We start from the raw sequence: 12,797 nt of genomic DNA, 5'->3' as shown, positions 1-12,797 counted from the left end.
CATTAGACGAAAAAGTATGAATTCTACATTTATCGAAAAGTTTGAATCTATTGCGGCATTATTCCCCGCGAATATCGCACTCATATCTGGTCATCGTTCAATCACGTACTCTCAACTTCAATATCAGGCAAAGCGAGTTGCTGCCGGTATCCAGTCTGAAATCGATGACGACGTCGAGGGCGTGGTACTGTGTTTACGGAGAGATGAATCTCTAATCGTCACGATATTAGCGTGCCATTACCTTGGAATGCCTTATATTCCTGTAGACCCCAGAACCACATACAATAAAATTGAACATATCCTCTCTCAAGCGCGTTACCTGTATATCAGTAACGTGAAGATAACTGAGTGCCAAAAAACAATAGACGTCATTGGTCTGTTAAATACCAGTGCCCCTTTCGAATACAAAAACCTTATACACGCCTCACAAGAGGCCTATCGAATATATACGTCTGGCTCAACCGGTGCGCCCAAAGCGGTGATGGTCAGCCATATTGGGTGTGCTAACCTCATTGAGTACTTTTGCCATTTATTAGCATTCAAGCCCGGGCAAACATGGTTATCTTCAACGTCGATTGCCTTTGATATTTTCTTCCTGGAATACTCAGTCCCTCTGGTGAGTGGGGGAACCTTAATCTTGCTGACAGATCAAGAGATCTACTCGCCACAACAGATTGCAGCACAAGTCATACGTTGGTCACCTTCCGTGTACCAGGCCACGCCTTCATTGTTTAAAGGGTTGTTAGGTTATCTCGAGCAGGGGTGGCACTTCCAAAAAGTATTAGTGGGTGGCGAGGCGCTGTCTCCACAGCTGTCTTCAGCGTTGTTTGCACGCAGTGACTGGCTGTGCAATGTGTATGGACCCACAGAAACCACCGTCTGGTCGGGTGCGCATGTCATTCGACAAGCAGGGGATACGCGTATTGGTCAAGCAATACGTAACACCGAGATCCTGATATTGAACGAGCATCAGCAAGAGTGCGCACAGGGTGAGCCGGGGCGTATTTATATTTCCGGGGATGGCCTGGCAATGGGGTACTTTAATAACCCTGAGTTGACGGCGAGTAAATTCACAGAATTGTGTATAAGGGGTGTCAATCAACGGATGTATGACACCAATGATATTGGTTATGTGGATAACGAAGGTATCGTCAATTTTCTTCACAGAGAAGGTGGGTTTATCAAAATCAATGGGTATCGGGTTGAACCAACGGAAATAACGGATACCTTTGAAGCAATAGCGGGCGTCTCAGGTTCTGCGGTCATTTGCCTTCATGACGATCTATCTGATTCCTCAAAACTGATAGGCTGGGTGGAGTGTACGGAGGTGACTGAGGCAGCAATAAGGGCATTTCTTCAGTCAAAGTTAAATTACTATTTGATACCTCATCATATTTTCACTATTCCGGCCTTACCTTACACGCTGAGCGGTAAAGTCGACGGGAACAGGCTTGAAGAGATGAGCCGCACTCTTTTGAGTCAGGTGCCCACAGCCAGTGGCTCCTCGTCAGTGGGCGAACCCTCCGCTCTGGCATCCCATCCTGCGGGTAAAATCCTGGGTCAGTATATAGACATCACCCGGATGTCAAAAGATGACAACTTCTTTGAACTGGGGTTAACGTCAATGCAGGCCATCTCTCTGCACCTCGATATGCTTGAGTTATACCCCAATTTACAGCTGCATGAAATCTTTGAACGGCCATGTTTCGATAAGCTGATAAATGAACTTGAGTGCATATAATTTTAATCTAAGTATTTTCAAACTTAGTGGCGCATTCCAGCGGTTAGTAAGTCTGAAAAGTGGAGACGTACATGAAGGACTCTCTCATGCATGAGAAAAAAGTCATCTGGTTGATGGCACTTATTCAATTTATTAATGCTGTAGATTTTATGATCGTTATGCCTCTCGGAGCCGATCTTGCAGGTGCGTTACATATGTCGGCAGCAAATATGGGTTATCTTGGGGGGGCATACACCTTAGCTGCTGCTGTCTCTTCACTGCTGGTGGCGAAGTATATTGACAGGTTCGATCGTAAACGGGTGCTGTTAGTCATGTTGACTGGATTGTCAGCAGCTACCCTGATATGCGCGCATACCTGGAATATGAACAGCCTGATGTTTGCACGCATTCTTGCCGGTTTTTTTGCTGGCCCATTAGTCGCTATCTCTCTGGCCATTTTAACGGACTGTGTCCCTGCAGAGCGTCGTGGGCGCGCCATGGCTACTGTGATGGGGGCTTTTTCTATTGCTGCGATTGCTGGCGTGCCTTTGGGCCTCAAGCTGGCAACTATGTATGACTGGTCAATGCCTTTTCATGTTGTCGGTGTTTCAGGAATGCTTGTGGCCGTGATGGTGTTTGTATTACTGCCAGGCCTGAAAGGGCATCTTCAGGAAACGGCGTTCGTGCCACCTGATGTGTCTCTACGGGCATTAATTTCTAATCGGCGGGTTGTGCTGGCAATTTCATCGCTGGGCCTGGCCGTATTAAGTACCTTCCTTTTGTTACCAAATCTGGCCGTTTGGATGCAACTCAACGCTGGTGTCGCCCGCGACGATTTAAGTCTGTATTACCTGATCGGGGGAGGAGTCAGTGTGATTACGCTACAAATATGTGGTCGCATGGTTGACAAAATAGGGCCGCTTACCGTGGCGATTGGGCTTGCCATCGGAATTTTTGCGGTGATTTTCGACGGATTTATGCATTCTTCTGTCTTACCCACGGTAATTGTTTTTACGGCATTCACTGCGTTGACGGCAACGCGAACCATCGTTGCCGCCACAGTCAATACCACCGTTCCAGCCCCCAGCACACGAGCAGCTTTTATGTCTCTTCAAAGCATCTGCCAGCATGTATTTAGTGGCTTAGCTGCCATCCTCTCGTCATGTATCTTGGTAGAAGAGCAACAAAAGCTGCTCAACCTTGAGATATTGGCCGCCTGTGCGTTAGCCCTTACGCTCGTGCAGCCACTGGTCTTAAAGCAACTACTCAAGCATCAAAAGCTGTCAACGGCCACGCCATAAGCCAACAGGGCAAACCTGACATATTGGTACGGGTCGGGTTTGCTCAATGCAGGTGATTTATCGCTCAGGAAATTGACACATGCTTCCATTTTTAAGCCTCAGTAAAAGGGTGGTGCTTCCGCAGTTCAGGCATATGGTGCTTTGGTTCAATGCCTTCGAACTCAGGTATTTCGAGCAGTCACTCTTCCATGATTTTGATGTGGAATGCCCGGCGCTGCTAACCGGAGCAGTGAAAAAAAGAAAGGCCGAGTACTTTGCCGGTCGCCTAGCTGCCAGACGTGCGCTCCAGTTCCTTGGCTGCAAAACACTCGCTCTTCCCATCGGGAAGCATCGACTTCCTCAGTGGCCTTCCGGTTACCGTGGGTCCATTTCTCACACGCGGGCATTAGCGGTGTCGGCTGTCTGTCATCAGGAGCACTACCAGGCTGTGGGCATTGATACAGAAACAATATTCACGGCCGATCAATGTACCAGATTAACACGTGCCATCGTGTCTGAAGCCGAATGGAATGACGTTATCCTGGGGGGGAGCACTCTTACGCATCCGCAACTGGTCACTCTGATTTTTTCAGCTAAAGAAGCGTTATATAAAGCGCTTTTCCCCCACACGTTGCTGTTTCAGAATTTCAGTTCCGCAAGGCTGACGTGGATATGTGAAGAATCGGCACAGTTTCAGATTGAGCTCACCTGCGCGTGGAGTGGAGAGTATAGTGCGGGTTCTCATTTTACTGGATGGTTCAGGTTTTTTGATCATACCGTTGTTACAGTGATTGCTGAATGCACCACGCCAGCCCTTTGACCTGGCGTTTCCCGACCGGACAGGCCCCTTTGACCGATCCTTTCGTTATATCTGAATGACTTTACAGACGATCTGATTTTTTATCTGACACGGGAAGTGTTTCTTTTATGAATGTTAAGCATGACGTTAGAGAAAGTCATTGTAAAAACAGAGAGAAAAGGAAATGATTTTGAATTCTGAAGATATTAAGGCGTTGTATACTGAACGCAGGCCAACAAAACATGATGATTACTACCAGCATATTTCCAGCTCTGTGAGTGAAATATTTAAGGTGGCAAGGAATATAGTAGAGCATTATAAAGGGATTAATAAATATAAAATTAGCCCTGAAAGGTACAACGACATTGATATCACTCAGCCTGAAATCATACTGGACAGATTGTCTGATGCTGGTGTGACATCCATTATTAATCCAATCCCCTTTGAAAATAAGCTCGTCGGGCACTGTTTGACCCTGGCCATCGTGGCGCTTGACATGATGAGGTACAAAAAAATCCCTTCCAGATTACGGTACGCCTATTGTACCTACTTCAGTCAGGATATTTACCCAGAGCAAATTCTGATTGAATATTGGTGTGAGGACAAGGAAGCCTGGTTATTGGGTGATCCCTCAATGAACCAGGAAGTACTGGATCACAATCAGATTTCGGTAAGTGTGAATTTTTGTAATGTAGATAACACGCTGTCTCAACCTATTCACCAGGTATGGTATTATCTAAGAAAAGGTGAGCTGGATTTCACTATGTACCGTGGTATTAATGACAGGCAAGGAAGAAAACAGGTAATAGAAGAGGTGGCTCGGATATTTGTGAATGACCTGGCAATGATGAACAATCTTTTATTATCGGTTTATGATTATGTTCTGACCCCGTATCAGTCGGACCATCTCAGCGCAGAGTTGCTGCAATATCTGGATGAGATTGCGGATGAAATGATGGCCTCGCCCGGTTGCCTCATCGCTTACGATGAATCCAATCTTATTCGCTACCGGCCACGAACTGCGGTGAGGAAGAGTGTCTTCAGAAGAGAGGAAGAGATATTTGAGGTATAAGTGCGTTACCATTATTCCAACTGAATGGGTCATCTGTTTTACCCTCTGTCCTGGAGGTTGGAGCAGCAGTAGCCAGACAGGCCAGAATGGTTCCACGAGCAGAGTCAGGTAGCGGACCGGGAGAGATCGGACCACTTTTTTGTCCCATGTTTCTTTCTCTTATGTTTTAGTTTCTGTCTCATATGTTTTAATGTGCAACATTTCATAGTCTCAAAGCGGATAGAAGCACTGTATGCCGCTCATGGCAAAACATACATCGACTAGGTTCAGGAAAAAGGTCATCAATGAGTTGGATTGAACGAATTAAGAGCAACATTATCTCCACCCGCAAGACTAATATCCCGGAAGGGATATGGACCAAGTGCGACAGCTGTGGTCAGGTTCTGTATCGCGCAGAACTGGAGCGTAACCTGACGGTTTGCCCTAAGTGCGATCATCATATGCGTATCGGAGCACGCGCTCGTCTGCATAGTTTCTTGGACAAAGGAACGGCAGTGGAGCTGGGGGGCGAGATTGAGCCGAAAGACGTGCTAAAGTTTCGTGACGCCAAAAAGTACAAAGATCGCCTGAGTTCAGCGCAGAAAGAAACCGACGAGAAAGATGCGTTGGTGGTGATGGAAGGCACGCTGTTCGGCATGCCAGTGGTCGGGGCGGTATTTGAATTCTCCTTTATGGCTGGCTCGATGGGCTCTGTGGTTGGTGCGCGTTTCGTTCTGGCTGTCGATAAAGCGTTGGAAAAAAACTGCCCGCTGGTATGCTTTACCGCATCCGGCGGTGCGCGTATGCAGGAATCGCTGCTGTCGCTAATGCAGATGGCGAAAACCTCTGCGGCGCTGGCGAAGATGCAGGAGCGGGGGCTACCCTATATCTCGGTGTTGACTAACCCAACCCTTGGCGGGGTTTCTGCAAGTCTTGGGATGCTCGGCGACCTCAACATCGCCGAACCGAAAGCGCTCATCGGCTTCGCCGGGCCTCGCGTTATTGAACAGACCGTGCGTGAAAAATTACCGCCGGGGTTCCAGCGCAGCGAATTTTTGATTGAGAAAGGCGCCATCGACATGATTGTTCGCCGTCCTGAAATGCGCTTTAAACTTGCCAGCATCCTGGCCAAGCTGCTGAATCTTCCTGCGCCTAATCCAGATATGCCGCACGAAGACGTTGTAGCACCGACGTCACCTGATCAGGAACTTAATGCATGATAATTCGAGGGCAGGGCCATCAGGCACTGCCCTTTTTTTTATTGCAATGCTCCGTTCTGATTAGTGACCCTGATTCAACATCCTGCTCCATTCAGAAACAGAATTCTGGCATGACTAATACTCCCCCCGAGCGGAGGTTGAGCCGATGAAAAAGTCACGATTCACTGAAGAACAGATTGTCTTTGCCCTCAGGCAGGCTGAACTGGGTACATCAGTACTGGAGGTCTGTCGCAAGCTGAGTATCTCCGATGCCACGTTCCATACGTGGCGCAAGCAATACGGTGTGATTTCCCCATCTGAACTCAAGCACATGCAGCAGCCTGAGGAAGAGAATCTCAGGCTGAAAAAGCGGGGTGCCGATCTGAGCCTCGACAGGGCCATGCTGCAGGATGTGTTGCCAAAAAACTAACGCTGGCGCGACTGGGTCCGGGATCTGCAGGCACGCTACGGAGCCAGCGAAAGGCAAATATGCTTTGCCCTGCGGTAGATTAGCCCCATAGATCACCAGACACTTCGCCTCTCTTAAAATAAGAGGTAGTCTTAGACCTATGTTTAACACCAGTCAGAATAATAAGATGGTTGAAGTGTTATCAGGACCTGAGCGGCGTCGCCGCCGTACACCGTCGGAAAAAATAGCCATTATTCAGCAGACAATGTAACCCGGTATGACCGTGTCTCATGTCGCCCGCCTGCATGGCATCAATGCCAACCAGATTTTCAAATGGCGCAGGCAATACGAAGACGGCTCGCTAACTGCCGTGGCTTCAGGTGAAGAAGTTGTGCCTGCTTCTGAACTTGCTGCCGCTAATAAGCAAATCCGTGAACTACAGCGCCTTCTGGGCAAAAAGACGATGGAAGCTGAAATACTTAAAGAGGCCGTGAAGTTCGGTCGGGCAAAAAAATGGATTGCGCATGCGCCCTTGTTGCCCGGGGACGACGAATAACCGACGTCTGCCGAAGTATTGGCGTGTCGCGTGCGCAGCTGAGTATCAGGGTTCGCCGGTTGTCTGACTGGCAGGATCACCGGCAACAACCCCGTTTTGACGATAACGCGGTGTTGTCCCGGATAAATACGGCTGTGGCCAGCCTGCCCACGTACGGTTATCGACGGGTATGGGCACTGTTGCGACGAGAATCTGAGCGTGACGGGCAGCCTGTAGTTAATGCAAAACGGGTGTACCGCATTATGAGTACTCACCATCTGCTTCTTGAGCGAAAACCTGCGGATAACCACCGGAAGCGTGCCCGTAAAGGACGCGTGGCAGTGGCTCAGAGCAACCGACGCTGGTGTTCAGACGGCTTTGAGTTCCGCTGCGATAATGGCGAAAAGTTGCGGGTAACCTTCGCGCAGGATTGTTGTGACCGGGAGATCATCGACTGGGCCGCAGGCACAGGTGGCTATGACAAAGAAACCGTGCAGGATGTCATGCTGGGTGCGGTAGAAAAACGCTTCGGAAGGCAGTTGCCAACAGAGCCACTGGAATGGCTGACGGACAATGGTTCGGACTACAGGGCACATGAAACGCGGGCGTTCGCCCGGATGCTGGGCCTGGAACCCTGCACGACAAGAGTGCGTAGTCCGGAGAGCAACGGCATAGCAGAGAGCTTCGTGAAGACGATAAAGCGGGATTACATCAGCATCATGCCGAAACCGGACAGCCAGGCTGCGGTGATGAATCTGGCGGTGGCGTTCAGCCATTACAACGAACATCATCCGCATAGTGCACTGGGACATCGCTCACCACGGGAATATATACGCAGGAAGTTATCACAATCATAAGAGCAAAAACGTCTGGATATATAGGGTCAAATCCATCCTGCATAGCCTTTTGGATCTCAGAAGACGAGGGTTCGCTATCGTAGCCTGTAAGTAAAACCGCCAAGGACAGGACTGCTACTGTTGAAAGTTTATTCATTTCTTAATCCCTTATTTGAACTTGTTGGTCAGTGTGTTTCTGTGGATTTGTTGAGTGTCTGGTCGAAAATTTCGCACCATTGCTTCAACTGCATTTCTGTATCCCGGATCCCTCGTTCATGGTGGAACCGACCTTTCCGTGGGTGAAATTTGATTTGCCACTCTGGGATTTCGATGTCTTTGACTTCAATGAAGAACCCTGAGTTCTCGAAGTTTTTAAGGCGGGTTAGGTTGTTTTGACCTTTAGCTCCTGCCATACCGACTAAATCAAGAGCTACGATTTCCCCTCCATTAGCCAGGTGGTATCTCCAGCCTTTGACTTCACTGAACTTGTAAGCCTTTTTACGCTTACCAGCCTCGAGAGTTAGCAACTCACGATTCGTATCAATCGTCATTTTGCTGCCCTGGAATTGATGGCTCCACAATCCATTGTCATTGACGTTCAGCAGGTCGACTGTGGAGGCGTTTGCCCTTTTATGTGTGTATGACACATATGCCGTAAGGAGTAAGAAGAAGGCAGGTAATGTCCACATGAACAGGAACCCTGCAGTGTCTTTTGGATTTGAATCAGTCAGTATCCACACAATCACCAGTACAACAATCCATAACCTGATAGAACGAAAGAACGAAGGTTTACGTACTTTCTGACCATTCAAAGCCGCTGTATCCATTTTATATACCTTTAACGTTATGTGATTCATAACTAGCTGATTGGTAACTGCTTTTACGACGCATTTTTGAACGAGTTCAAAACTTAAGCAAATCACTTGTACCGATCGATGATCTTATTTTGATAGTTTATAGCTATCATATATAGTTTATCGATCTGTAAAAACGATCAATTATTTGCTCAAATAAGGACTTAGGCTTGAAAATTTTGTTGAGGCAGGAGTTTATCGAAAGGGCACTGCTGCGCGTTCAGTCAGTATTTCGCTGCTGGCTAATGGCTCAGATAACTCAGGCTCAGCTAAGAGGACTGTATGAATTGTCGCAAATGAGGATTTTTGGTGGAGAAACGTCTTACCTGCCTTTTTGAGCAGGTCTATGAAAGTGGCCAGGTAAGGAATGCTCAGTAGCCAGCTCAATACCCTTGTCATGAAGAAGTCAGCGATTCTGGTTTGCTCGCTTGGCTTACGCGTCATGTCGAGCAGTGTCTGCGCTTCAGTTGTCTCTGACGCTCTAGCTCTATGTTCATACACAGGAGGAGGCGTACCTTCGAATTCCAAAGCAGCTGGTAATGACGGTGTAATAGCTACCTTAGCAGCTTCTATAACTGAATCACTCGTCTCATCACCTCCCATAGCCGAAGCTTTCAAAGTTAAGAGCAGAGGATTGTCACGTTCGGGTTCGTAGAGAAGCTTCTTTTGCAGGTTGGCCCATGAGTAAGACTTTCCCAGTTGGGAAGCTTTGAAGGCGATCCCGGAGTATTCGAATGAGAAACCATTCATGCGGTCCGTGGAGGAAATGTTGGGTATTGTCGCTATACCGTTCTCAGCAAGCGCTTCAACGAAGCCCGAGATATCATTGGCATTGGTAAGGATCTCGTCGATAGTGTTCTGTAAGAACGTCTTGGGCGTTGGCTGACCTTCACGCTTCTCCTTCTGTTCCTCATTTCGTGATAGCCTTTTACGCTTACTGGATAGGGAAGGGCTATGTGAAGGCGAGGGACCTTTTGTTTTAGTCAGTTCATGCGCTATCTCAAGCTCCTGAATTACTCGCGTGCTGATTAGATTTTCATTCCTGCCCAGGTAAAGCTTCCCTCCAATAAGATCCACTCTGCTCGCAATGATATGAATGTGTTGGCCGGCCTCATCGTCATGTATTATATAGCAGCGTAGGTGCGTCTCACTGAACCCCATGCGATTCATGTAGTCGTCAGCAAATGACACCCATTGTTTTGTCGTGAGTGATTCACCAATAGGTAGGCGAAGCGAGTTGTGCCAAACCGGTTTGGCAACGTCAGAGCGAAGTGAAGCAGAAGCGCAGAATTCAGCAATCAGATCTGTTGCCGAATCGCCCAACATGTTCCTGCCGATAACAACCGGATCGGTTTTATGGTGCTTTCCTGGCTTCAACGCATATAGAACAACTCCTGCGAAGCTCTTACCTCGCTTGATCTTCTGCATGCCCTTCATTAGAGGGGATACTCCATAGATCAGCGGTAAGGAGGCGAGAACGAAGCTCACTAATTTGCCGCTTTACGGCGAACAGTTCAGTCTTTGTAAGAGGGTTACATGACTGCTTTGCGTTAAGGTGGTTAACAATCTCATTGAGCCTGTGATTTATCTCGCCAAATATTTTCCATGCCGCTCTGTTGATCTCTGGAACGACAGGAGGTTGGGTATTTAAAAGGCACATGCGAAGCCACTCGCCCTTAGCGTGTTGCTTACGCTCTTGATCCAAAATATTTAGCTCTGAGTTATTGAGTCTGACGCTGACGCAATGAATACGTAGATTTTCTGCAAGGGGAGGGCGGTATATATCTTTCATATAATCTCCATTTCTAAAAATAAGCATATTCCTTATGCCTGTTCTATTTATAACCGATAGATGAATTATGTCAACGATGTAGGTTTTGACTTCCCTTTTTCAACCGAAGGGCAGAAAAAGCAAGGCTACTCAGCTTCGCTGAGTTAGCCCTTGCTTTCTAAAGGGTTTACTTAATATAATCAGGCACTTCATTCTAAAAAATTTTGTGATAAAATCTTCCCGCCTAATATGCCAGCGGAGGGGCCAATTTTGATCTCGTAATCAGCGAGGTCAATAATTTCTTGTCTATGCTCAATAATAATAACTGAATTAAATAATGGGGTTTTTTTATAAATGTATTCAGCAACTTTGCTTGCAGTTTCCGGATCTAATCCAGCTACAGGCTCATCTACAATAAGTATTTTTTTTGTTTCTTTTTTTCTGGACAGATGCTCGCAAAGTTTTATCCTACGTAATTCACCACCAGATAATGTTTGAGTTTTGCGATTTAATTTCAAGTGTCCTAAGCCTAGAGAAACCATGGTTTCAATGTTTTTATGAAACGGTATGTCGGACTTTTCCAATAATGAATGTAACTCTTTTATTTCTTTATCGTAAAACTCAACAATATTCAAACCGTTTACTTTTAATTCAACACCTTCGCTTTTTTTATCAAACAAACTGCCTTCGCAAGTTGGGCAAGTCAAATAAATGTCTTTATCATATCCTCTTTCATACCTGATGATCCCTGTGCCATCGCAGGATTTACAACCAGCTTCTTTTGAAAGTAAAAAGTTTTTTGGTTCCAAATTTGTCTCTTTGGAGTAATATTCAGCTATAAGAGTATTTATTTTTATCGTAGACGCTAAAACAGAACGTCCGCTGAAGTTTGAGGTCTTCTGTGAAACATAAATAGCATTTTCATTTTCTTCTATCACTTTTGCAATTGATGATTTTCCAGAACCAGATGGGCCAGTTAGGACAGTTAAGCAACCTCTTGGGATTTTAAATTCCTGATTAATGACATTATTTCTAGTTATTGCCTTAAATTCAATAAAATCATTTGTTTTGCGCCTCTTCAAGTCCATTTTAATTGGTGAAATGTATTCACTCGGGCAAATGTACCCACCTTTATCACCTGCTTCGATTCCTATATGTATTTTGTAATCTGCATTATCAATGAAATACGATGAATGTTCGATTAAAACAATAGTGTTATTTAAAGAAAGTTTAATAATTTTTTCATATATTTTGGGGAAGTCTTCCCTGTTTATTTGAGCTGATATTTCATCTATGACTAATAAAATGCCAGATATGTTTGAAATGAGTAATCGACTAAATCTAAGCTTTTGTAATTCGCCGCCTGATAAACTAGGAATTGAACGTGAAAAATTAAGGTACCCTAAGTCCATTTCACAGATTGATTGAAGGATCTTTTTGATTTCATCAGTTTCAGGAATGCTAGATATTCTCTCTAAGATGTCTGAAAAAGAGAGCGTCATAAACTCCAGCATATCAAATCCAAGAACACGGATGTTATTTTTACTATAATAGTTAAGATTAACTCTTGATCCGTGACATTCTGTACAGGTATTTTTTATAGTTGAATTTACAAGTGATTTTTGGCCTACCAATCTTTGAGCAAAGATCATCACACCTTCATAATATGCTCGCCTTTGTCTTGTTGAACCTTTATATCTAAATTTAAAAGCTAATCTCGATTCCGATACACCATAGAGAATTTTTCTCTTTACAGTTTCAGAAAGATTCTTGTAAGGGGTTGATATGTTGATATTTTCAAGTTGGCAATAAGATAGTAACAAATTATGATATAAACCTGAAAAAGTCCCTGTCCTCCAAATAGAAAAGGGTTTTTCTTCAATACTTAGATTTTCATTAATAATTGCATTTGAATTAATAGAGGATATTTCACCTAGGCCTTTGCAAACAGGGCACTCATTATCAGGCTTGTTAATTTTTAGGAATTTGAAGCTTGGAATATGTTTACTGTTTTTCTTTGCAAGAAACGATAATGTTTGCGGAATGTTCAAATATGAATACAAAGTAGATCTAGGGTTGTTATTATTATTCGATTGCGCAATGGCTATTGCCGGTATAATACCAGCGTAACTTTCTATTTCGTATTCGTGATTTTCTCCATAACCATTCTCTAATGCGTCAAATTCATCACTACATAGTTTATATAGGCTAGAAAATGCAAGTGAACTTTTCCCAGCTCCTGACCGACCATAAATTGCTGTTATTTTGTTTTTATATATTTCAATATCTATATTTTTTAAATTATGTGTAGACACGCCATTAAGTCGGATACTATTCATTAGA

Annotated in this window: 9 protein-coding genes and 2 pseudogenes; 7 read left to right on the top strand and 4 right to left on the bottom strand. The window is 45.3% G+C overall.

What is annotated here, in order from left to right; all coding sequences use genetic code 11:
• Positions 1-16 precede the first annotated feature (16 nt).
• From NXS97_RS05605 to NXS97_RS05575, 7 genes and pseudogenes are all read left to right on the top strand, one after another.
• The gene (locus tag NXS97_RS05605; protein ID WP_116219619.1) at positions 17-1,741 is read left to right on the top strand and encodes an AMP-binding protein; all 1,725 of its coding nucleotides are present in this window, start codon (positions 17-19) and stop codon (positions 1,739-1,741) included.
• 71 nt (positions 1,742-1,812) lie between these two features.
• Positions 1,813-3,021 carry an MFS transporter gene (locus NXS97_RS05600; RefSeq protein WP_116219620.1) on the top strand — a complete coding sequence of 403 codons (1,209 nt, stop codon included), beginning with the start codon at positions 1,813-1,815 and terminating at the stop codon, positions 3,019-3,021.
• Positions 3,022-3,100: 79 nt separating this feature from the next.
• Positions 3,101-3,820: a 4'-phosphopantetheinyl transferase gene (locus NXS97_RS05595; RefSeq protein ID WP_116219621.1), complete on the top strand. Its 720-nt coding sequence runs from the start codon at positions 3,101-3,103 to the stop codon at positions 3,818-3,820.
• 169 nt (positions 3,821-3,989) lie between these two features.
• Positions 3,990-4,871 (top strand): hypothetical protein, encoded by an 882-nt coding sequence (locus NXS97_RS05590; RefSeq protein ID WP_147301580.1) that lies wholly within the window; start codon positions 3,990-3,992, stop codon positions 4,869-4,871.
• Between the two features lie 284 nt (positions 4,872-5,155).
• Complete coding sequence (accD, locus tag NXS97_RS05585) at positions 5,156-6,070, top strand: acetyl-CoA carboxylase, carboxyltransferase subunit beta (RefSeq protein WP_116219623.1); 915 nt, start codon at positions 5,156-5,158, stop codon at positions 6,068-6,070.
• Between the two features lie 145 nt (positions 6,071-6,215).
• Positions 6,216-6,473, top strand: a pseudogene (locus NXS97_RS05580) (transposase); the annotation flags it as partial.
• Between the two features lie 172 nt (positions 6,474-6,645).
• Positions 6,646-7,850, top strand: a pseudogene (locus NXS97_RS05575) (IS3 family transposase).
• Positions 7,851-8,014: 164 nt separating this feature from the next.
• On the opposite strand, the gene NXS97_RS05570 reads toward NXS97_RS05575, so the two are convergent.
• The 4 genes from NXS97_RS05570 to NXS97_RS05555 all read right to left on the bottom strand — a co-directional run bounded on the left by NXS97_RS05570 (position 8,015) and on the right by NXS97_RS05555 (position 12,793).
• Positions 8,015-8,656: a DUF4755 domain-containing protein gene (locus NXS97_RS05570; RefSeq protein ID WP_158151133.1), complete on the bottom strand. Its 642-nt coding sequence runs from the start codon at positions 8,654-8,656 to the stop codon at positions 8,015-8,017.
• A gap of 222 nt (positions 8,657-8,878) precedes the next feature.
• The gene (locus NXS97_RS05565; RefSeq protein WP_246874091.1) at positions 8,879-10,120 is read right to left on the bottom strand and encodes a relaxase/mobilization nuclease domain-containing protein; all 1,242 of its coding nucleotides are present in this window, start codon (positions 10,118-10,120) and stop codon (positions 8,879-8,881) included.
• Positions 10,089-10,475 carry a hypothetical protein gene (locus NXS97_RS05560; RefSeq protein ID WP_116219785.1) on the bottom strand — a complete coding sequence of 129 codons (387 nt, stop codon included), beginning with the start codon at positions 10,473-10,475 and terminating at the stop codon, positions 10,089-10,091. The genes NXS97_RS05565 and NXS97_RS05560 overlap by 32 nt, the downstream gene beginning before the upstream one ends.
• A 188-nt stretch (positions 10,476-10,663) precedes the next feature.
• Positions 10,664-12,793 carry an ATP-binding cassette domain-containing protein gene (locus tag NXS97_RS05555; protein WP_116219626.1) on the bottom strand — a complete coding sequence of 710 codons (2,130 nt, stop codon included), beginning with the start codon at positions 12,791-12,793 and terminating at the stop codon, positions 10,664-10,666.
• Positions 12,794-12,797: the final 4 nt, after the last annotated feature.

It is taken from the genome of Pantoea sp. B623, from assembly GCF_024814475.1.
GTDB lineage: Bacteria > Pseudomonadota > Gammaproteobacteria > Enterobacterales > Enterobacteriaceae > Pantoea > Pantoea ananatis.
This window is presented reverse-complemented; position numbering and strand designations above follow the sequence as displayed.